Here is a 21,930-nt window from a genome sequence, read left to right as displayed (position 1 = left end):
CCGGGAGCCTCGACCATGACGACCCGACTGATCGCTGCCATCCTGATCCTCGCCGCCGCCGCCTGCGCGCCCTACAAGAAAATCGACACCGGGCGTATCCAAGTCGGCGACCTGAGCCTTCAGACGGGCCAGTCGTGGTCGCAGATCGGCGAGAGCTATCTTCCGCAGCAGGGGCCGACCGCGGTCTGGACGGCCGATGGTCTGCCGCTCAATCAGATCCTGATCTACGCAGCCCTCGACGATGGCAATCCGATGTTCGTGGCCAAGGGCGACGAGCGGCCGTTCGCCGTCTATCGCGCCGACATGTCAGCGTCCGACATCCAGGAACTCGTCGAGGACTCGATCTCACGGTTCTATTCGACCGGCCCGATCACGACGCAGTACGTCCGGCCGCATACATTTGCCGGCGCCGAGGGTGTGCAGTTCGAGTTTTCGTTCGCGACCAAGAGCAACGATCTCGAGTATCGCACCCTCGCCACGGCCGCGATCATGAACGGACGCCTGCACCTGATCATCTTCACGGCACCGCGCCTGCACTATTTCGACCACCTCAAGCCGGAGGTCGACGGGATCATTTCGACCGCACAGACGATCTAGGACGGGGCGGAACGTTCTGCCTCGGATCACCTGCCGACCGTTGTGGTCGAACGCTGCTCCTCGATCAGCACGAACTCCTGCCGTTGACCGCTCTCGATCTCCGAACAGCAGGGCGACGCAGTCCCGATTGTCCGGGTTCTTGCGGCATAGCCCGCTCGCTTGGGCCGCCGACAGCACCTCGCCAGCGCGATACTGGGTATCGGCCTCCAGAACGTCGAAGAAGGCATCGCGTTCGTCAGCTGAGTTGAAGCTGGCCGGCGGCAGCATCACCGGGATCTCATCGGGGTACTCGTTGACTGCGCCGGACGAGGAGGCGTCGACGACGATGCCGACCAGCGCACCGGACACGATGCTGCTGGCCGCAAAGCCCTCGAAATCCGAGATCACACGACGCGGTTGGCGTCGAGATGATAGGCCTAGCTGCAACCGAGTCTGATCGGTGTCCGAGCGCACTCGATCTCGACGGTGGCGGGCGTCGATTCGATCGTCGCGATAACGTCGCCATCCCGCTCGAGCACGCAGACCGCACCGTCGGGCTGGGTCGTGATGACGATATCCTGGGTCGTGCCAGTCACCACCGTGGCACAGGCGGCTAGCAGTGCGGCAACGGAGAGGGCGATCAGGGCGGGAACTCGTGGCCTCGGCTTGTATCCGGTTTCGAATCACCGGGTGACCGTAGAGCCTCGGCCGTCGAGCACAAGCCAGAATACCGGCTGCCCTATTCGATAAGAGCCTCGCTTGTTTTCCGACGCAAGACCAAGGAAACGGAGTTCGGATACTTGTTGCTGGCACCCGATACCGCGTCAACGACTACACCAACCAGGCCGCCGAAAATAATGTTGCCCGCAGTCATTGCGGCAAAATCCGGGTCCAAATGTTTACTGGCATTCTGGTATCCATCCTTTTCACAGGACACGAGGATCGAACTCGACTCCTTCGCGACCGTGATGGAACCCGGTGTCGGCACAATCGTCCCGAGATAGGCATCACCTTGGTGGATGTCGCACGACGCGCCTGGCGGTTCGGTTGCAACACCTATTTCCTGAGAAGTGCCCTCGACAATCGTGGAACATGCTCCCATGGAGAGAGAGAGAGAGCACCGAACAACAGAACAATAACAGAACGTGGCATGACATCCTCCAGCACATAATCCAAAGCCGCACTATAGGGAGTTGGGGTTGTGAGACAACCCATTCAGCCACATTTTCGGGTAATCATGACAGATTCATTACAGCCAATGCGATTATATGCTCCTCGTCGGTCGCGACGACATGCACCGACGGATCCGACATCGGCGTGCTGATGGTGCTGCGCTGCAGTCTGTTGGCATCGCGATCGATCCGGACTCCCATCCAGGCTAGGGCCTCGGTGGTGCGTTCTCGGATCGGCGCGGCATTCTCGCCGATGCCGCCGGTGAAGATCAGCGCGTCGAGACCACCGATCGCCGCGGCGGCGCCGCCGATCTCCTGGACGAGGCAATCGACGAACATCGTTACCGCAAGTTCAGCCCTGTCGTCGTCAGTGACCATCAGCGTTCGCATATCTGGCGAGAGGCCAGAGACCCCAGCCAGGCCAGCCTCGCGGTTGAGCAGTTCGTCGACCACGCCGACATCACCGCCGTGATGGTTCACCAGCCACAACACGGCGCCGGGATCGAGGCGGCCGGGCCGGCGGCCCATCATGAGTCCGTCCAGAGGTGTGAAGCCCATTGAGGTGTAAGCCGATTTGCCGTCAACGACGCCGGCCAGGCTGCAACCGTTGCCCAGATGGCAGATCACGATGCGGCCCGAAGCGCGGGCGCCGAGAAGATCGGGCAGGCGCGTGCAGATGCTCTGATAGGAGAGCCCGTGAAAGCCGAAGCGTCGCAGACCGGCATCGGCGAAACGCCGGGGCAGCGGCATGAGTTGGCGGTGCTCGGGAATGGTGCGGTGGAACGCCGTGTCGAAACAGGCAACCTGCGGCACCTTGGGCATCGTGCGGCCAACCGCGGCGATGCCGGCCAGATTGTGCGGCTGGTGCGCCGGTGCAAAAGGCGCAAGGGCGGTGATCGCCTCAAGCGTCGTCGGCTCGATGCGCACCGGTGCATCGAAACCGGTGCCGCCGTGAACGACACGATGCCCGACACCGACGATCCGCCCGGCACGCGGCGGAACGACGTCGACCAGAAGATGGCCAAGGACATCGACGTGATCCGAGAGATCGTTGGGCAGATCGTCGCCGCCAGCAGATGTCTTGAGCCGCGGCGTCAGTCCGTCGCCGATGTTCTCCACCTGGCCGTCGAACAGGCGCTCGAGCGCGCGGTCGAAGAGGGCGAACTTGACCGACGAGGAACCGCAGTTGAGTACGAGCAACGCGGCGGTCACGAGGCGTCAGATCTCCTCGAGCGTCTTCCTGATGCAGTCGACAATCTCGTCGATGTGCTGGCGCTCGGCAATCAGAGGGGGGGCCACGATGGCGCTGTCGCCCGTCCACTTGACGTGGCAGCCGTTCCAGAAAAGCGTCTTCTGCAGGGCGTTGCCGCGTGCGCCAGGCTTACCCTCCTCCGGAAACACCTCAACGCCAGCCATCAGACCGTAGCCCCTGAGGTCGCGCACGACGGGGATCTCCTTGAGCGACCAGATCGCATCCAGGAAGTAATCCGACAGCGCGGCTGCGCGCTCGAAGAGACCTTCGTCCTCGTAGATCTTGAGCGTCGCCAGGCCGGCCGCGCAGGCCGCCGGATGCGCCGAATAGGTGTAACCGTGGAAGAACTCGATGGCGTTCTCCGGCGCGGCATTGGTGACGGTCTCATAGACCGAGTCGCGCACAGCGACCGCACCCATGGGAATGGCACCGTTGGTCAGGGCCTTGGCCATGGTTATGATATCGGGCGTGACATCGAAGCTGTGCGACGCAAACGGCGCACCAAGCCGGCCGAAGCCGGTGATGACCTCATCAAACACAAGCAGGATGCCGTGCTCGTCGCACAGCTGACGCAGGCGCTGCAGGTAACCCTTGGGCGGCACCAGCGTGCCGGTCGAACCGGCTACGGGCTCCACGAAGACTGCAGCGATGGTTGCACCGCCGTAGGTCTCGCAATGGCGCTGCAGGTCGTCGGCGAACTCCGCCCCGCGCTTGGCCTGGCCGCGCGTGAAGCAGTTCTCCGGATCCCAAGTGTGACGGATCGTCACGACGTTGGGCATCGTGACAGGGAAGGTCTCACGGTTCTTCACCATGCCCGAGAGCGAGACGCCACCCATGTTGACGCCGTGGTAGGCGCGCTCACGCGAGACGAATCGCAGGCGCTGCGACTGCCCATTGGCGCGGTGGTAGGCCATGGCGATCTTGAGCGCCGTATCGATCGATTCGGAACCGGAGTTCGTGAAGAACACGTGGTTGAAGGGTTCCGGCAGGATCTGGCTGAGCTTGGCCGCAAGCGCGAACGAGGTTGGCTGGCCGAGCTGGAAGGGTGCGGTGTAGTCGTTCTGCAGCATCTGGGCGTAGACCGCGTCGGCGATCTCGCGCCGGCCGTGACCCGCCGCCACGTTGAACAGGCCCGACGAGCCGTCGATCAGACGGTTGCCGTCCTGGTTCCAGAGGTACATGCCCTCGCTCCTGGTCACCAGACGGGGGGCAGACTTGAAGTCGTCGTTGGCAGTGAACGGCATCCAGTGCTGTTCCAGCGAATTGCTGACGAACTGCTCGAGCGGCTTGGCAACCATGTTCATGGCAAGGGACTCCACAGACTCTTGGATTCGGATTATCGGGCTGATACTGCGGGAGTGTTCTGGCCTTCTTGTAGGTCCAGATTGACGGAGTGATGGGGCCACGCCGCTGGAGGTATCGCCGATGCGTGACAGCATGATCCACATCGAACGGCTCGAGACGTCGACGCTGCAGAACCAGATTCGCGAGCGTCTGGTCGAAGCCATGCTGACCGGACAGCTGCCAGCCGGAGCGCCCATTCCGTCCACGCGTGCGATGGCACAGCGGCTCAACGTCTCGCGCAACACGGTGATGCTGGCCTATCAGGCGCTCGCCGCCGACGGTTATCTCGAGGCGCGCGAACGTTCCGGCTTCTACGTTACCGATCAGATTCGCGACGGCATGGTCGAGCCGCCGGACTGCGGGACCGTCTCCGCGCGGGAGACCGGGCCGCCGGTCGACTGGGCTTCACGCCTGCGACGCCGGCCCAGCGCCCAGACCAACATCGCCAAGCCAAGGAACTGGCACGACTGCCCCTACCCCTTCATCTACGGCCAGGCCGACGACGCGCTGTTTCCGATCGCCGACTGGCGCGACTGCATGCGCCAGGCGATGAGCCGCAAGTGGCTCGACGCTTGGACCGACGATCGTTTCACCGAAGACGATCCCATGCTGGTGGAGCAACTGCGGCAGCGCGTCTTGACCCGGCGCGGCATTATCGCATCGGATGACGAGATCCTCGTCACCATGGGCGCCCAGAATGCGCTCTATATGATATCGAGCCTGCTGGTGAAGCTAGACACGCCGGTCGCCATTGAGGATCCTGGCTACCCCGACGTGCGCAACATTTTTGGCCTGATGTCGGCCGATGTCCGCCCCGTGCCGGTTGACCGTGGCGGCATCCGCACGGACCGGCTCGACGATGCCGCCATGGTCTATGTCACGCCGAGCCATCAATCGCCGACCAGCGTGACCATGTCGCTCGAACGGCGCTACGCGCTTCTGGAATGGGCCGGCCAGCATGATTCGCTTGTCATTGAGGACGACTACGAGTTCGAGACCAACTACAGCGGCGCGCCGACTCCGGCCCTGAAGTCGCTCGGCGGCTCGGAACGGGTGCTTTATGTCGGCAGCCTCTCGAAGTCGCTCATGCCCGGCCTGCGCATGGGGTTCCTCGTCGGACCGCGCAAACTGATCGACGAGGTCCGCGCCCTGCGGCGTCTGATGCTGCGCCACCCGCCGGGCAACAACCAGCGGGTCGTCGCGCTCTTCCTAGCCCTCGGTCACCACGACGCACTGGTCGCGCGCCTGCATCGCACGTACTCAAGCCGATGGAAGGCCCTGGGGGCGGCGCTCGAACGGCACTTCCCCGGCTGGTCGCGCGCACCCGCCTTCGGCGGCACGTCCTATTGGCTCGAAGGGCCGAAGACGCTCGACACCTGTCGGCTGGCCGGTCTGGCGCTCGAGGACGGCATCGTCATCGAACCTGGCGACATCTACTTCGCCGATCCGCGCGACGGCCGGCACCACATGCGGCTCGGTTTTTCCTCGATCCCCGAAGAGCGCATTGAGCCCGGCATCGAACGGCTCGCGACGATCGCCGAAGAGCTGCTGGCCGGGCGGGTCTGAGCCGACTCTGGCTCGAAGTCTTGAGATCAACTGGCACTAAGCTGGTGTCACAGCGCAGCCGTAGGATCACGCCACGATGGTCGGGGGACGTCCGCCCGCAACAGACCGACAGGGAAACGACGACCATGAAGATGACGACCGAAGAAGCTTTCGTGAAGGTTCTGCAGAAGCACGGCATCGAACACTGCTTCGGCATCATCGGCTCGGCCTTCATGCCGATCTCCAATCTCTTCCCCAAGGCGGGCATCACCTTCTGGGATGTCGCGCACGAAGGCAACGCCGGCTTCATGTGCGACGGCCTGACCCGCGCCACCGGCCAGATCGGCATGGTGATCGGCCAGAACGGGCCGGGCATCACCAACGTCGTAACCCCGGTCAAAACCGCCTACTGGAACCACACGCCCATGCTGCTGGTCACCCCGCAGGCGGCCAACAAGACGATCGGCCAGGGCGGCTTCCAGGAGGTCGAGCAGATGGCGCTGTTCAAGGACATGGTCTGCTACCAGGAGGAGGTGCGTGACGCCACGCGCATCGCCGAGGTGTTGAACCGCGTGATCGAACAGGCCCAGCGCCGCTCGGCACCCGCCCAGATCAACATCCCGCGCGACATCTGGACCCAGCAGGTCGATATCGAGTTGCCGCAGTCGATCGGCCTGGAACGCCAAGGCGGCGGCGAGGACGCGATCGCCCAAGCCGCCGCGCTCCTGTCCGGTGCCAGGTTCCCGGTCATCCTGTCGGGCGCGGGCGTCGTGATCGGCGGCGCGATCCCCGATTGCCAAACGCTGGCCGAGCGACTCGATGCGCCGGTCTGCTCGGGCTATCAGCATAACGACAGCTTCCCCGGCTCTCATCCGCTGGCCGCCGGGCCGCTGGGCTACAACGGCTCGAAGGCGGCGATGGAGCTGATCGCCAAAGCCGATGTCGTGCTCGCGCTCGGCACGCGCCTCAACCCGTTCTCCACGCTTCCGGGCTACGGCATCGACTACTGGCCGAAGGAAGCGGCAATCATCCAGGTCGACATGAACCCAGACCGTATCGGTCTGACCAAGAAGGTCACGGTCGGCATCTGCGGCGACGCCGGCAAGGTGGCGCGACAGATCCTGTCCCAGCTTTCGGCAACGGCCGGCGACACCGGGCGCGAGGAACGCAGGGCGACGATCCACCAGACCAAGTCGGCCTGGCTGCAGGAGCTCTCCAGCATGGACCACGAGGACGACGATCCCGGCACCTCGTGGAACGCCGACGTGCGGTCGCGCGAGCCCGAGCACATGTCCGCCCGCATGGCCTGGCGCGCGATTCAGGCCGGTCTGCCGGGCGATGCGATCATCTCCAGCGACATCGGGAACAACTGTGCGATCGGCAACGCCTACCCGACCTTCGAGGAAGGCAGGAAGTATCTGGCGCCGGGCCTGTTCGGTCCCTGTGGCTATGGCTTCCCCTCGATCCTGGGTGCCAAGATCGGCTGCCCGGACGTGCCCGTGGTCGGTTTCGCCGGCGACGGCGCCTTCGGCATCTCGATGAACGAGATGACCGCCTGCGGCCGCGAGGGCTGGCCTGCCATCACCATGGTGATCTTCCGCAACTACCAGTGGGGCGCAGAGAAGCGCAACACGACGCTGTGGTACGACAACAACTTCGTCGGCACCGAGCTTAATCCGAACCTCTCCTACGCCAAGGTGGCGGAGGGCTGCGGTCTCAAGGGCGTGCAGGCGACGACACAGGACGAACTCACCGCGGCGCTGAAGGAAAGCTGCGAGGCCCAGAAGCAGGGCGTCACCACCTTCATCGAGGTCGTGCTCAACCAGGAACTCGGCGAGCCCTTCCGCCGCGATGCCATGAAGAAGCCCGTCGTCGTCGCCGGCATCGACGAAGACGACATGGTCCGGCAGCTGGCAGCGGGCTGAACGGCCAAAACAAACCCTGTCATACCCCGACTTGACCGGGGCATCCATCGTCCAAAGTAGCCGCACGCTCGAACGGCGGACGGTGGATTGCCCCATCGAGTGGGACCATGACGCGGTGGGGTTGGAAGAGGACTGGTCGGGTGCGGCAGCTCACCGCAGGTTAGAGCGCTGTAGCACCTGCAGTGTCATCCCGGACAAGGTCCGCAGCGCCGCCGATTCGGGATCCCGGCTCTCCCGCCGGTCGCTCGGGATGGCAGTGTGGAGAGGCGGTAGCCCTACTCCTTCGAGAGCGTTCCGGTGCTGGCATTGTTGTCGTGTTCGCTTATAAAGGTGACCTGATCGCCGTCGAGCAGGATGGCCCAGCAGCCGACGAGATTGGGATCGTCACCATCGACGGTGCAGAGCAACTTCGCCCGAGACTTTCCAGGTGCCCGAGAACGTCTCCCCCCTGATAGGTGCTCTCAAAGCGCCTATCCGGGTGATTAGGTCTCCGTCCGGCTCTTGCCGTACTCCTTCACATCGGAAATCGTGCCCCTGATGACCTGGTCATGACTCTCGTCTTTGGTGAGATAGCCCTGCGCTGACGCAGGCAGTGCTGCCACCGCGAGAGCCAGAACGAACACGAAGGGACGCATTGGCGTCACCCCTTGCGCCATGGCGCCTTCGCGAAGAGGCAGAGGAAGTCGAGGGCCAGGGTAGCGCCGGCCAGCGCCGTGATCTCCGCATGATCGAAGGGCGGTGAGACCTCGACGAGGTCAGCACCAATGATGTTGAGGCCCGAAAGCCCCTTGAGGATCTCGCGCGCCTGGTGGCTCGTGAGCCCGCCGCAGACCGGTGTCCCGGTGCCCGGCGCATAACTGGGGTCGAGGCAATCGATGTCGAAGCTGAGGTAGGCCTTGTTGTCGCCGACGATGTGACGAACCTCCTCGACCACCGCGTCGGTGCCGTGCCTGTGGACCCAGGGGGCGTCGAAGACGTTGAAGCCCATGAGGTCCTGATTGACGGTCCTGAGACCGATCTGGGCCGAGCGGGTGGGTTCGAGATAACCCTGCTTGGTGGCGTGCCAGAACATCGTGCCGTGGTTGACGCCCTCGTCGTGTTCGTCCGCCCAGGTGTCGGAGTGCGCATCGAAGTGGATCAGCGAGAGCGGCTTGCCGTGCTTGTTGGCATGCGCCTTGATCAGCGGCCAGGAGATGAAGTGGTCACCGCCCAGCGTGAGCACCATGACGTCCTGCTCGAGCATCCAGATAACGTACTTCTCGATCTGGTCGGGCACGCCCGCAGGCAGCGAGAACTCGAAGGGTACGTCGCCATGGTCGACGATCTTCATATCCTTGACTGGATGGAAATCCCAACCGTAGACGAGCTGCTCGAAGGCCAGATCGACCGAGGCCGCGCGGATGCCGCGCGGACCAAAGCGGGTGCCGGGCCGGTTGGTCGTCGCCGTATCGAACGGCACGCCCACCACGGCAACCTCGGCCTCGCTGAGGTCCTTGCGGTAGGGCCGGCGCAGGAAGCTCGGCACGCCCGCATAGGTGAGCTCCATCGGGAAGGCGTGCAGATCGTCGGCGGTGATCGCGTGATCGCCCCACATCTCGGGCTTGTCGGCCATAGTTCTCTCCGGTGTCTCTCGGCGGGGCGCATTCTCACGCGCCGCGAGGACCGGTCAAGCCTTGGCCGAGAACACGGCCGGGATCAGCTCTCCGAACCGCCCTGGGCCGGATTCTCCTCGACCAGGTCGAGCGCTTCGGGCGGTGGCTGGTTCTCGTCCCCCGGCAGCGGGGGCGGCACGACGATCGGCGCGGCATTCTGCGCGTTCAGAATCTCCTGCGGGGTAACGTCGCTCTGCATGCTCGGCGAGAACGCGTTGGCGGCAGCGTTGTGCACATCCGTTCGGGCGGGCGCGGGGTCGTCACCGGAAATCACGGACACCGCCTGGGACATGCACCGGATCGCCGCCTTCACCGCCTACTGCACGGCTGCGCCCAACTGCTGTTGCGTCAGGTTGCCCGTGGCATGGAGTGCGCGGGTCGTCGCGTTGAGCGCCGCACCGGCGATCGACGGGTTACGCGACGCTCTGCATGGCGACGGCAAGCGCATCGGGATCGTTCTGGTGAATCTGGGGTCAGCCCGGCAGCGACACCGTCGACATCGCTCGCGTCGACCAACGCCCGGGTCCCGGCGTCAAGCTGCGCCGAGGCCGCCCCGGCTATGGCAAAACCGAGGACAACAAACACCGTGACGATGTGCCTTGACATCATCGATCTTCCGTCACTGAGCCGCGCGCCGGATCATGTAGCAAATCCATGACCGGCCTCAATCATGGATAACGGCATAGAATGACAAAATGATCACAACTGTGTTGTCGCACAGGCCGTCCGGCAGGCCGCTTTGCCCCGACAAACACGACGAGCGTCCTTGACCCCCGAACGGGCTTGCCCCACGAAGGCGGCCATGGCCTATCGATCGCTGCGTGACTTCATCGCCAAGCTGGAGGTGGCCGACGAACTGAAACGTGTCGCCGCGCCGGTCTCGTCGGTACTGGAGATGACGGAGATTCAGACCCGTCTTCTGGCCGAGGAAGGTCCTGCAGTGATCTTCGAGAACGTCACCCGAGCCGATGGCGCTGCGTCGGAAATGCCGGTGCTGGTGAACCTTTTCGGGACGGTGAACCGCGTCGCCATGGGGATGGAGCGCACACCTCAAGAACTGCGCGAGATCGGCGAGACCCTGGCTTTCCTGCGCCAGCCCGAACCGCCCGGCGGCTGGCGCGAGGCCGTCGCCATGTTCCCGCTGCTGAAGACCATGATGGCGATGAAGCCGAAGACGGTCTTGTCGGCTGCCTGCCAGGAGATTGTGCTCGAGGGCGATGAGATCGATCTCACCCGCCTGCCGGTCCAGACCTGCTGGCCTGGCGAACCCGCGCCGCTGATCACCTGGCCGCTGGTCGTGACGGAAGGGCCGGGCGGCGACAAGCGCGATACACCCAACCTCGGCATCTACCGCATGCAGGTGACGGGCCGGAACACCACGCTGATGCGCTGGCTGAAACACCGCGGCGGAGCCCAGCACCACGCCCGCTGGAAGGACAGCAAGCCCGAACCGCTGCCCGCCGCCGTCGTGCTCGGCGCCGATCCCGGGATCATCCTGGCGGCCGTCACGCCAGTGCCCGATACGCTCAGCGAGTATCAGTTCGCGGGTCTCTTGCGTGGGACGAAGAGCGAGCTGGTCGACTGCAAGACTGTGCCGCTCAAGGTGCCCGCCGAGGCCGAGATCGTGCTCGAGGGCCATGTCTCGCTCAGCGACTGTGGCAACGAAGGCCCCTATGGCGACCACACGGGCTATTACAACGCGGTCGAGCCCTTCCCCGTCTTCAGCGTCAGCGCAGTCACCATGCGCCGCGACCCGATCTATCTCTCAACCTTCACCGGCCGTCCGCCCGACGAACCGAGCGTGCTGGGCGAGGCGCTCAACGAGGTCTTCATCCCGCTCCTGCAACAGCAGTTCCCGGAGATCGTCGATTTCTGGCTGCCGCCCGAGGGATGCAGCTACCGCATCGCCGTGGTCTCGATGAAGAAGGCCTACGCGGGCCACGCCAAGCGCGTGATGATGGCCGTTTGGTCCTACCTCCGGCAGTTCATGTACACGAAGTTCGTCATCGTCGTGGACGCCGATATCAACGCACGCGACTGGAAGGACGTGATGTGGGCGATCTCCACCCGCATGGATCCCGCCCGCGACATCACCGTCATCAAGAACACGCCGATCGACTACCTCGATTTCGCGAGCCCCATCTCGGGCCTCGGCGGCAAGCTCGGCATCGACGCCACCAACAAACTCTCCGGCGAGACCGACCGCGAATGGGGCACAAAAATCCGCATGACCGACGAGGTCATCAAAAAGGTGGATTCCATCTGGTCCGACCTCGGTCTTCCGGGCAGTGGCAAGGCCATCTGGAAGTGAACACGCCCGATACGAAGTGAAGGGTTTCGCAACCGCCCGACGGTCCCTGTGGTCCGCTTCCCGACATCAATGGGAGCGAGATATGCCATGGTGAAACCTAAACGATGTGTGGACCTCCGGCCGTGGACGGGCCTGGTCCTGCTGGCGCTCACACTGTCGGCCTGTACCAGCAACAAGGCGCGCGGCATGCAGGTCGACGCCACCCAGTTCAGCGCCGCCTCAAGCCACGCCATCGACGGATTCGCCGAGCTCGACTTCCAGGTAACTCGAAAGGGTCGGCAAGTAACCGCAACATAATGTTGATTAGGGTCGTCTTACCCAATCCTTTCACGCCTGCAGTTATTGAAATGCCAGACTGGAACTTGAAGTGGAGTCCTCGTCTTTTGGAGTCAAGTCGCAGCGTTCTGGTCGTAATGCTTGTAACTTGACTCCCTGACCCATCCCGCCTATTTCCTCGTCCATGATCAAGATGCATACCTTGGCTCTAGGCCTACTGCTTATCTGATCGGCGCACGCGAGGCGCCGGTCCCATTGCCGTTTGCCTTGTCACCAGCCAGCCAGTCCCGATGTCTTCGATCTTCCAGCCCTTCACCGATGTGTTTGCCGTGAGCGCGTTTTCTCGCTGCGAGCCCTTCCGCTGTGGCCTGCGACTATCTCCCTTCGCGTACGGCGAGGGACGCGAGCTGCCGGAGACGAGCCTTGCGTCCGTGAACAAGTGAATTTGGAAGACCGCAGCGCCGAGAGCGCCGGTCGCAGTTAAGGAAGAGATGAGATGACCCGACCCGATCCTGTTATGCCGAAGACCATGCCGTTCAATCGCTACCGCCCGTTCGAGCCGGTAGCCTTGCCAGACCGCACCTGGCCGGGGGCCGTCATCACCGAAGCACCCATGTGGTGCAGCGTGGACCTGCGCGACGGCAACCAGTCGCTGATCGAGCCGATGGGCCCCGAGCGCAAGCGACGCATGTTCAAGACGCTGGTCGACATGGGCTTCAAGGAGATCGAGATCGGTTTCCCGGCCGCGTCGCAGACCGATTTCGACTTCGCCCGCGAGCTCATCGAAAGCGAGATGATCCCCGAAGACGTCACGGTCCAGGTGCTGACCCAGGCGCGCGAGCCTTTGATCCGCCGCACCTTCGAGGCGCTCGAGGGCGCGGACCGGGTGATCGTGCATCTCTACAACTCCACCTCCACGCTGCAGCGCCGGGTGGTGTTCGGCAGCGGCCGCGAGGGCATCAAGCAGATCGCGGTCGATGGCGCGAAACTCGTGCGCGAGTGTGCCGAGGCCATGCCCGGCCCGCGCTGGCGCTTCCAGTACAGCCCTGAGAGCTTCACCGGCACCGAGCTCGACTACGCTGTCGAGGTCTGCGAGGCGGTAATGGACGTGTGGGAGCCGACGCCTGGGAACCGGGCGATCTTCAACCTGCCCGCCACGGTCGAGATGGCGACGCCGAACGTCTATGCCGACCAGATCGAGTGGTTCCTGCGTACCATCAAGAACCGGGAGTCGGTGATCCTCTCGCTCCACCCGCACAACGACCGGGGCACTGGCGTGGCCGCGGCAGAACTCGCCTGCATGGCCGGTGCCGACCGCATCGAGGGCACGCTTTTCGGCAACGGCGAGCGCACGGGCAATGTCGATATCATCACCCTGGGTCTCAACATGATGACCCAGGGCATCGACCCCACGCTCGACTTCTCCGATATCAACAACCTCATCAACGTGGCCGAGCACTGCAACCGCCTGCCCGTGCATCCGCGCCATCCTTATGCCGGCGATCTCGTGTTCACGGCGTTCTCGGGATCGCACCAGGATGCAATCAACAAGGGGATGAAGGCGATGAAGCAGTCGAACTCCGACGTCTGGGAAGTGCCCTATCTGCCGATGGACCCCAAGGACGTGGGCCGGAGTTACGAGGCGATCATTCGCGTCAACAGCCAGTCCGGCAAGGGCGGGGTGGCCTGGATCATGGAGCAGGACCACGGCTTGGTCCTGCCGCGCCGCCTGCAGATCGACTTCAGCCAGGTCGTGCAGAAACAGACCGACGACACGGAGTCCGAACTGTCGAGCGAAGAGATCCGTGACGCCTTCGTGAGCGCCTATGTCGAACCCGCCGGTCGCATCGGCTTCATCACCTACCGCACCGTGCCCGACAGCCACGCGTCGGAGATGCGGCGGATGACGGCGACGGTGACGATCGACGGCGCGGAGAAGGACATCCACGGCCTCGGCAACGGCCCGATCGATTCCTACATCCATGCGCTCAAAGACGAGCTTGGCATCGAGTTGACCTTGGTCGACTACCACGAACACGCCATCAGCCAGGGCAGCGACGCTGGTGCCGCCGCCTACGTCGAAGCCCGCAACGGCTCGGGCCAGACCGTCTTCGGCGTCGGCGTCCACAAAAACATCGTCCAGGCCAGCTTGCTGGCGGTCACCGCTGCGGCGAACCGGTTAGCGGGGGAACGAACGAACAATTGATCTCACACAGAAACACAGAGGTTGTGAGCGGTTTCGCCAGGATGTCTGCGCATTCATCGTGTTGATCGGCGCGCCCTGCACGCCAAACAACCAGCATCTGTAGTGAAGGCTCCCCGAACGCGACACGCTTCCGGACCACTCTTTGGCTCTGTGCCTCCGTGTGAATCACTTTGTTTGTTTACGGCTCGCGTGACTTCAGAACCGATGATTGGCGACCCGTTGGATCCTTTCAATTGAAGAACATGGCAAGATCAAATAGCCGACGCGATGCACGCTTTTGTGCCCCGGGGCCCAGCGCATTGACCCGGTGCGGGAATGGTCTATGTCACCGGTCATGACAGACACACCCTCCCCCCTCGATCTCGCGGGCCAGCTCGTCGAACGTGCACTGGCCGCAGGCGCGGATAGCGCCGATGCCACTGCCTTCCGCGACACCTCGCTCTCCGTGAACCTGCGGCTCGGTGAGCTGGAGGAGTTGGAACGCTCCGAATCCAACGACATGGGCCTGCGCGTCTTCGTCGGCCAGCGCCAGGCCGCGGTCTCCACGACCGATGCCTCCGAGGAGACGATCAACGAGTTGGTCAGCCGCGCGGTCGCCATGGCGTGGATCGCGCCCGAGGACGAGTTCGCCGGCCTGGCGGATGCCGACCTCCTGACCGCCGACAACCCCGACCTTGATCTTGATGCCAACGACGAACCCGCGCCCGAGTGCATGATCGCCATGGCGGCCGAGGCCGAGGATGCTGCCCGCGCTGTCGAGGGCGTCACCAACTCGGAAGGTGCCTCGGTCGGCTGGCACCGCATGGTGCAGGCCATGGCTGCCAGCAACGGGTTCCAGGGTTCGTTCGTGGGCACCTCGTCGAGCGTCGGCGCTTCGGTGATCGCCGGCGAAGGCCTCGGCATGGAGCGCGACGGCGACTATCGTCTCGCCCGCCACATGGCCGACCTGCCGACCCCGGCCGAGATCGGGGCCGAGGCCGCCCGCCGCGCGGTGCGCAAGCTCAACCCGCAGAAGCTCCCAACCAGGACGATGCCAGTCGTGTTCGAGGACCGCCAGGCGCGCAGCCTGATCGGCCACTTCATCGACGCCATCTCGGGCCCCGCCATCGCCCGCGGTACGAGTTTCCTGAAGGATTGCATGGGCGAGCAGGTTTTCGCGCCCGGTGTCAACCTGCGGGAGGATCCCCACCGTGTACGCGGCTTGCGCTCGCGGCCGTTCGACGGCGAGGGTCTGGCGACATCGGCGCGCGATCTTGTCGCCGACGGCAAGCTGACGACCTGGCTGCTGGATTGCCGTTCGGCACGCCAGCTCGGCCTGCAGCCGACCGGACACGCCACCCGCGGTACGTCGGGCCAGCCGTCGCCAAGACCCTCCAATCTCTGGCTCGAGGCCGGCACGGCGACGCCTGAGGAGCTGATGGCCGATATCGAGGACGGCCTCTACTGCACCGATCTCATCGGCTTCGGCGTCAACGGGGTGACCGGCGATTACAGCCGTGGCGCGGGCGGCTTCCGTATCGAGAACGGCGAGATCACCCATCCGGTCAACGAGATCACGATCGCGAGCAACCTGAGGGACATGTACGCCAACCTGGTGCCCGCGAATGACCTCAAGTTCCTGTTCGGCACCGATACGCCACACGTTCGGATCGACGGCATGACGGTCGCAGGTCGTTGAGCAACGTGGAGTTCGACAACGAACACGCGCTGCTGAAGGAGGTGACGCGCGAGGCCGGTGCGCTGGCGCTGTCGTACTTTCGGTGCAAGCCCAAGCAATGGACCAAGGGCAGGGGCGATCCTGTCAGCGAGGCCGACCTCGCCGTCGACAGCCTGCTGCGCGACCGGCTGCTCGGCGCCTTCCCGTCCTACGGCTGGCTTTCGGAAGAGACCGAGGACGACAAGACGCGTCTGGGCGAGAAGCTGGTGTGGATCGTCGATCCCATCGACGGAACCCGTGCTTTTCTGGAGGAAAGGCCCGAATTCGCGGTCGCTGCAGCGCTGGTGGCAGGCCGACGCCCGGTCTGCGGCTGTGTCTTCAATCCGGCGACCGACGAGTTTTTCGATGCCTCGCTCGGCAGCGGGGCCCGGCTCAACGGCGCGGCGATCCACGTCTCGGGCCATGACGGCTTCGACGGTGCGCGCCTGCTGGCTAGCGCCCGCATAATCAAGAGCACGATCGAAGCCATGAACGTCACGCCCGCGACCTACGATGCGGTCAATTCGGTCGCCTACCGCATGGCGCTGGTCGCCTGTGGCATCTACGACGCCACGCTGTCACTGGGACCGAAGAGCGACTGGGACCTCGCCGCGGCCGATCTGATCGTCGCCGAGGCCGGGGGCTTGTCGACCGACCGTGAAGGCGCCATCTACCACTACAATGAGCAGACGGCGCGCCAGCCCTCGCTGATTGCGGCCAATCCCGCGCTGCACAAGGCGCTCGTCGACGTCGTCGCCCGGATCGATTGATCCCCCGCCCGCGATTTCGGTTCGGCCCCGGATGCGGTAAAACCCCAGAACTCCAAGGTTACCCGGCAGGCCAATGAGCGAATCCGAAACGGCCCATCTGCCGACGCAGACAATCGTTGGGCGGCTGCTGCGCGAACATATCAAGCGCTACATCCCGCAGATGCTGCTGGCCGTGGTGTTCATGGGGCTCGTGGCCGCCACCACGGCGGCCTATGCCTGGCTGGTCCAGCCGATCCTCGATGAGGTCTTCATCGAAAAGGACCACAGTCGGCTCTGGACCATCACCATCGCCGTGCTGGCCGTCTTCGCCATCAAGGGCATGGCCGATTACGCCCAGACCGTGATCATGGCGCGGGTCTCGATGCGGATCGTCGCCGACATCCGCCAGCGGGTCTACGAAAGCCTGATCCGCGCCGACCTCGCGTTCTTCCACGGCGCTTCGACAGGTGGGCTGATCGCAGGCTGCATGAACAACGTCGACCTGATGCGCGACACAGTGGCGAACACGCTGACTGCGATGGCCAAGGATATCCTGACGCTGACCTTCCTGGTCGCGCTGATGTTCTACCAGGACTGGGCGCTGGCGCTCGTCGCCTTCTTCGTCTTCCCGCTGGCGCTCGTGCCGGTGACCCGCATCGGACGCAAGGTCAGGAAGCGTGCAAGCCTGGCCTGGGCAGAGCTCGAGACCGTGACCGGATTCATGTCGGAGACCTTCCGCAGCATTCGCCACATCAAGGCCTACGGCCAGGAGGGCTACGAGGTCAAACGCGCGCGCGAGCGCATCGACACACTCTTCATCCGCATCTTCAAGACAATGCGGGCCAAGGCCGCGATATCACCGATCATGGAAATGCTGGCCGGTATCGCGATCGCCACCATCATTGTCTATGGCGGCGGTCAGGTCATCACGAGCGAGACGACCCCGGGCGCCTTCTTCAGCTTCGTCACCGCGCTGCTGCTGGCCTACCAGCCGCTCAAGAACCTCGCCAAGCTGAACAATCATCTTCAGGAGGGGCTGGCCGCAGCCCAGCGCGTCTTCGCCCTGATTGATGTCGAGCCGCAGATCCGTGATCGCGACGACGCACGCACTCTCGCGGTCTCCGGTGGCGCGGTGCGTTTCGAGAACGTCAGCTTCGCTTACGGCGAGGTTCCCGCCCTGAAGGACGTCACGCTGGAGGTGCCGGCTGGCAGGACGGCGGCGCTGGTCGGCCCCTCGGGTGCCGGCAAGTCCACGGTACTGAACCTGATCCCGCGCTTTTATGACGCTGGGTCCGGCGCGGTAACCGTCGACGGCCAGGACGTCCGTGCCGTCACACTCGCCAGCCTGCGCGACAACATCGCGCTGGTCAGCCAGGAGGTCGCACTGTTCAACGACACCGTGGGTGGGAACATCGCCTACGGACGGCCGGACGCCAGCCAAGCCGAGATCGAGGCCGCTGCGTGCGACGCCGCAGCCCACGACTTCATCGTGGACCTTCCCGAGGGTTACGACACCATCGTCGGCGAAAGCGGCGTGAAGCTCTCCGGCGGTCAGCGCCAACGGCTATCGATCGCGCGCGCTATCCTGCGCGACGCGCCGATCCTGTTGCTCGATGAAGCGACCAGCGCGCTCGACTCCGAAGCCGAACGCCAGGTCCAAGCCGCGTTGTCGCGCCTTGCCAAGGGGAGGACCACGCTGGTCGTCGCCCACCGGCTGTCGACCGTTGCGGATGCCGACGTTATCTACGTCATGAACGAAGGCCGCGTGGCCGAACAGGGCAGCCATGTCGAACTCCTGGCGCGCGGTGGCCTATACGCCCGGCTGCGCAGCCTGCAGGTCACTGATGAGCCTTCCGCGTTGAAGGCTGCCGCCGACGGCTGACCGGCCCGTGATCGGGACGCTCTATCGCCTGGCGACCTCGGCCGCCGAACCGCTCGCGCCGCTTCTGCTGCGTGTGCGCCTGTGGCGCAGCAAAGCGGACGAGGCCAGGCTCGACGAGAAGCTGGGCCGCGGGCGCGGTGTCCGTCCCGAGGGCCGCCTGATCTGGTTGCACGGTGCCAGCGTCGGCGAATCGCTCTCTGTCCTGCCGCTGGTCGAACGCATCGCCGCCGGCGGCAACCATGTGATGGTCACGACCGGCACCAAGACCTCGGCCGCCGTCCTCGGCCGCCGCCTGCCCGAGGGCTGCTTTCATCAGTATGTCCCGCTCGACGGGCCCCGCGCTGTCGCCCGATTCCTCAATCGCTGGGCGCCCGATGCGGCGCTCTGGGTCGAATCCGAACTCTGGCCCAACCTGCTGGCGGAAACGCGTCGGCGCGGGATTCCAACTGCGCTGGTGAACGGCCGCATGTCGCCGCGCTCCTTCGCCCGCTGGCGCCGCATGCCGTCGCTCGCCAGCACCATGGTCGGCAGGTTTTCGGTGGTGCTCGCCCAGAGCGAGGCCGACGGCGCACGACTGACAGCACTCGGTGCCCGCAACGTGACATTCGCGGGCGATCTCAAGGCCGCCGCCATGCCGCTCGAGGCCGACGCGGAGGCGCTTGCGCGGGTCCGTGATGCGATCGGTGAACGGCCGACCTGGCTTGCCGTCAGCACGCACGACGGCGAGGAGCGGCTGGTCGCCGAGGTTCATCGCCAGATCGCAAACGCCATGCCAGACCTCCTGACCGTGATCGTCCCGCGTCACGTCGACCGGGGCGATGCCATCGAGACCGAGCTGACCGATCGCGGCTTCCGCGTCGTGCGCCGCTCACGCAACGAGCTTCCCGGGCCGTCGACGCAGGTCTTCCTGGGCGACAGCATGGGCGAGATGGGTCTCTATCTCAGACTCGGCAACCCTGTGCTGGTCGGTAAGTCGCTGCTCCACGAAGGCGGCCACAATCCGCGCGAGCCGGCTCTTCTGGGCCGGGCCGTGCTGTTCGGACCGCATATGGAGAACTTCCAGACCGCCACCGAGGCGCTGCTCGCGGCCGGCGGCGCAGTTCAGATCGCCGATCACGATACCCTCGGCCTGATCGTCGGCCGCCTGCTCGGCGATCCTGAAGCTGCACGGCAGATCGGCGATCGCGCCCGGGCGCGGGCCGAAGCGGACGCAGCCGGCATTCTGGATGCCACCTTCGAGGCGCTCGCGCCCGTCTTGCAGGGCACCGTGTGATGAAGCGTCCATCCTTCTGGGAGCACGACGGGCTCGCCGCACATCTGCTTTCGCCGCTCTCGGTGCTCTGGACGCTCGGTACCCGCTGGCGCCAGGCGAGCACAAAACCTGCATATATCCAAACGCCCGTCGTCTGCATCGGCAACGTCACGGCCGGTGGCGCGAGCAAGACCCCGGTGACCGCCGCCCTGGCCGAACGTCTCTCGGCGCAGGGCTGGCGGCCCCATATCCTGTCGCGCGGCTATGGTGGACGGCTCAGGGGGCCGGTCCGGGTTGATCCCGACCGCCACAGTGCACGCGATGTCGGCGACGAACCACTGCTTCTGGCTCGCCACGCCCATGTCTGGGTCGGGGCCGATCGGGTGCGTAGCGCAGCGCGCGCCATGGCCGACGATGCCGAGATCCTGCTGATGGACGACGGCCTGCAGAACCCTCAGCTCACCAAGGATCTGTCCCTGCTGGTGATCGACGGCCCATGGGGCCTGGGCAACGGCCGGGTGATGCCAGCCGGCCCCCTGCGCGAGCCGCTTGCCGATGCGACCGCAAGGTGCCGGGTGGCCGTGATCGTGGGCGAAGACCGACAGGGTTTTGCGTGCCCGCTTGCCGCAGCCGGTCTTGTCGTCCTCCATGCCCAGATCGAACCCGTCGCCGAAGCGCTGGCGTTCCAGGGCGAGCCGGTCTACGCCTTCGCCGGTATCGCGCGGCCGGGCAAGTTCTTCGCTACGCTTGAATCCATCGGTGCCGATGTGCGCCACACACGTTCGTTTCCTGACCATCATGTGTTTCATCCCATGCTGGTCACCAGGATGTTAGAGGATGCCCATGCCATGGGCGCACGGCTCGTGACCACCGAGAAGGACTGGCTCCGGCTCGACGCCGAGACCCGCCCGCTGGCCGAGCCGGTGCGGGTTTCTCTGGTGTTCCGCGAGCCAGAAAAGCTCGACGACCTCCTGCTCCCGCTGCGCTCGCATTCCGGCCTATGAAGACGTTGCGCCATCTTCTGGAGGCCGCCCTTCTTTGGCTCCTGCTCCGGCTCTTCCGGATTCTCGGGATTCAGCGCGCCTCGGCACTGGGCGGTTTCCTCGCTCGCCTTGTGGGCCGCTTCATGACCTCGAAGAACCGCATCGCACGGCGCAATATCCAGGCGGCCATGCCCGAGAAGACCGACACCGAGATCGAGACGATCATACGGGGCATGTGGGACAACCTGGGCCGCTTCCTGGGCGAGATCCCGTTCGTCCACGGGCTCGACGCGCTCGACGGCGACCGCATCCAGGTGACGTCCGATCCCGAGATCGACGATCCCTACGCCCACGTCCTGCCGGCGATCTACTTCAACGCCCATTTCGGCAACTTCGAAGTCTCCACGCTGCTCGCGCTTCAGCGCGGCTTCGAGCTCACCCTGGTCTACCGAAGAGCCAACAACCCCTATTCGGAAGCCATCATCCAGCACTGGCGCGAGAAACGCGGCGGCTACTGGGCGCCCAAGGGGCGTGAGGGCGCGCGCGCGCTGCTCGCGGCGATCCGGCGCAAGGGCGCGATCGCCATCCTGGCCGACCAGAAGTTCAACGAAGGCCTGCCGATCCCCTTCTTCGGGCGTGACGCCATGACCGCTCCAGCGATCGCCGAGCTCGCCCTGAAGTACGACGTGCCCCTCTTTCCGGTGCGCGTTCTGCGCAAGCCACGCGCCCATTTCCACGTCCACGTCTTCAATCCGATCAGGATCGAGAAGACCGGCGACAAGGACGCCGACGTGCGCGCCATCCTGGTGAAGATCAACCAGACCTTCGAGGTTTGGATCCGCGAGAACCCCGACCACTGGCTCTGGATTCATCGCCGCTGGCCGGATTGATGGAAGACGTCATGTTTCCGGTCTAGCCTCGCCCCATCCAGCAGCCACCGGAGAGACGCCATGTCCTTCGGCCGGTCAGAGGCAGACCTGCTGATCGGCACCATGAACAAGGTCATGGGCGACCTCATGGGGGTCGTTGCGCAGACCCTCAAACCACTCCCGGCATCGCCCCGCTTGACCTAGCGTTCCATCGCGATACCCAACGGGTTGCAACGTGAG

General features: G+C 64.8%; 18 protein-coding genes. 12 read left to right on the top strand and 6 right to left on the bottom strand.

The window, feature by feature from the left end:
- Nucleotides 1–15 precede the first annotated feature (15 nt).
- A complete protein-coding gene (locus tag GDA49_12005) occupies nt 16–597 on the top strand; it encodes a hypothetical protein (GenBank protein ID MBC6441106.1) in 582 nt (193 codons plus the stop codon).
- Between the two features lie 416 nt (nt 598–1,013).
- On the opposite strand, the gene GDA49_12000 is transcribed toward GDA49_12005, so the two are convergent.
- The 3 genes from GDA49_12000 to GDA49_11990 all read right to left on the bottom strand — a co-directional run bounded on the left by GDA49_12000 (nt 1,014) and on the right by GDA49_11990 (nt 4,304).
- On the bottom strand, nt 1,014–1,172 hold the full coding sequence (locus tag GDA49_12000; GenBank protein ID MBC6441105.1) for a hypothetical protein: 159 nt from the start codon (nt 1,170–1,172) through the stop codon (nt 1,014–1,016).
- Between the two features lie 639 nt (nt 1,173–1,811).
- Nucleotides 1,812–2,960 (bottom strand): acetate/propionate family kinase, encoded by a 1,149-nt coding sequence (locus tag GDA49_11995; GenBank protein MBC6441104.1) that lies wholly within the window; start codon nt 2,958–2,960, stop codon nt 1,812–1,814.
- A gap of 6 nt (nt 2,961–2,966) precedes the next feature.
- Nucleotides 2,967–4,304: an aspartate aminotransferase family protein gene (locus tag GDA49_11990; protein ID MBC6441103.1), complete on the bottom strand. Its 1,338-nt coding sequence runs from the start codon at nt 4,302–4,304 to the stop codon at nt 2,967–2,969.
- A gap of 121 nt (nt 4,305–4,425) precedes the next feature.
- Here GDA49_11990 and GDA49_11985 point away from each other — a divergent pair, with 121 nt between their 5' ends.
- Nucleotides 4,426–5,910, top strand: coding sequence for a PLP-dependent aminotransferase family protein (locus tag GDA49_11985; protein MBC6441102.1), 1,485 nt, complete (start codon nt 4,426–4,428; stop codon nt 5,908–5,910).
- 125 nt (nt 5,911–6,035) lie between these two features.
- Nucleotides 6,036–7,814, top strand: a complete 1,779-nt coding sequence (gene xsc / locus GDA49_11980) for a sulfoacetaldehyde acetyltransferase (protein MBC6441101.1) — start codon at nt 6,036–6,038, stop codon at nt 7,812–7,814.
- A 482-nt stretch (nt 7,815–8,296) separates the two neighbouring features.
- On the opposite strand, the gene GDA49_11975 is transcribed toward xsc, so the two are convergent.
- From GDA49_11975 to GDA49_11965, 3 genes are all read right to left on the bottom strand, one after another.
- Nucleotides 8,297–8,449, bottom strand: a complete 153-nt coding sequence (locus tag GDA49_11975) for a hypothetical protein (GenBank protein ID MBC6441100.1) — start codon at nt 8,447–8,449, stop codon at nt 8,297–8,299.
- Nucleotides 8,450–8,454: 5 nt separating this feature from the next.
- The gene (speB, locus tag GDA49_11970; GenBank protein MBC6441099.1) at nt 8,455–9,408 is read right to left on the bottom strand and encodes an agmatinase; all 954 of its coding nucleotides are present in this window, start codon (nt 9,406–9,408) and stop codon (nt 8,455–8,457) included.
- A 101-nt stretch (nt 9,409–9,509) separates the two neighbouring features.
- Nucleotides 9,510–9,758 carry a hypothetical protein gene (locus GDA49_11965; GenBank protein ID MBC6441098.1) on the bottom strand — a complete coding sequence of 83 codons (249 nt, stop codon included), beginning with the start codon at nt 9,756–9,758 and terminating at the stop codon, nt 9,510–9,512.
- Between the two features lie 510 nt (nt 9,759–10,268).
- On the opposite strand from GDA49_11965, the gene GDA49_11960 reads away from it, so the two are divergent.
- From GDA49_11960 to GDA49_11920, 9 genes are all read left to right on the top strand, one after another.
- The gene (locus GDA49_11960; GenBank protein ID MBC6441097.1) at nt 10,269–11,777 is read left to right on the top strand and encodes a UbiD family decarboxylase; all 1,509 of its coding nucleotides are present in this window, start codon (nt 10,269–10,271) and stop codon (nt 11,775–11,777) included.
- Between the two features lie 87 nt (nt 11,778–11,864).
- Nucleotides 11,865–12,074, top strand: coding sequence for a hypothetical protein (locus GDA49_11955; GenBank protein ID MBC6441096.1), 210 nt, complete (start codon nt 11,865–11,867; stop codon nt 12,072–12,074).
- 475 nt (nt 12,075–12,549) lie between these two features.
- Nucleotides 12,550–14,259, top strand: a complete 1,710-nt coding sequence (gene leuA, locus GDA49_11950; protein ID MBC6441095.1) for a 2-isopropylmalate synthase — start codon at nt 12,550–12,552, stop codon at nt 14,257–14,259.
- A 334-nt stretch (nt 14,260–14,593) separates the two neighbouring features.
- Nucleotides 14,594–15,937: a TldD/PmbA family protein gene (locus tag GDA49_11945; protein ID MBC6441094.1), complete on the top strand. Its 1,344-nt coding sequence runs from the start codon at nt 14,594–14,596 to the stop codon at nt 15,935–15,937.
- Complete coding sequence (locus GDA49_11940; GenBank protein ID MBC6441093.1) at nt 15,934–16,725, top strand: 3'(2'),5'-bisphosphate nucleotidase CysQ; 792 nt, start codon at nt 15,934–15,936, stop codon at nt 16,723–16,725. Before GDA49_11945 ends, GDA49_11940 begins: the two co-directional genes overlap by 4 nt.
- A 73-nt stretch (nt 16,726–16,798) precedes the next feature.
- Entirely contained in the window at nt 16,799–18,586 is a 1,788-nt protein-coding gene (locus GDA49_11935) for an ABC transporter ATP-binding protein (protein ID MBC6441092.1), read from the top strand.
- A 7-nt stretch (nt 18,587–18,593) separates the two neighbouring features.
- A complete protein-coding gene (locus tag GDA49_11930) occupies nt 18,594–19,859 on the top strand; it encodes a 3-deoxy-D-manno-octulosonic acid transferase (protein MBC6441091.1) in 1,266 nt (421 codons plus the stop codon).
- The gene (locus tag GDA49_11925) at nt 19,859–20,842 is read left to right on the top strand and encodes a tetraacyldisaccharide 4'-kinase (GenBank protein ID MBC6441090.1); all 984 of its coding nucleotides are present in this window, start codon (nt 19,859–19,861) and stop codon (nt 20,840–20,842) included. The genes GDA49_11930 and GDA49_11925 overlap by 1 nt, the downstream gene beginning before the upstream one ends.
- Nucleotides 20,839–21,711 carry a lauroyl acyltransferase gene (locus GDA49_11920; protein MBC6441089.1) on the top strand — a complete coding sequence of 291 codons (873 nt, stop codon included), beginning with the start codon at nt 20,839–20,841 and terminating at the stop codon, nt 21,709–21,711. The genes GDA49_11925 and GDA49_11920 overlap by 4 nt, the downstream gene beginning before the upstream one ends.
- Nucleotides 21,712–21,930: the final 219 nt, after the last annotated feature.

It is taken from the genome of Rhodospirillales bacterium (assembly GCA_014323865.1).
Lineage (GTDB): Bacteria > Pseudomonadota > Alphaproteobacteria > SP197 > SP197 > SP197.
This window is presented reverse-complemented; position numbering and strand designations above follow the sequence as displayed.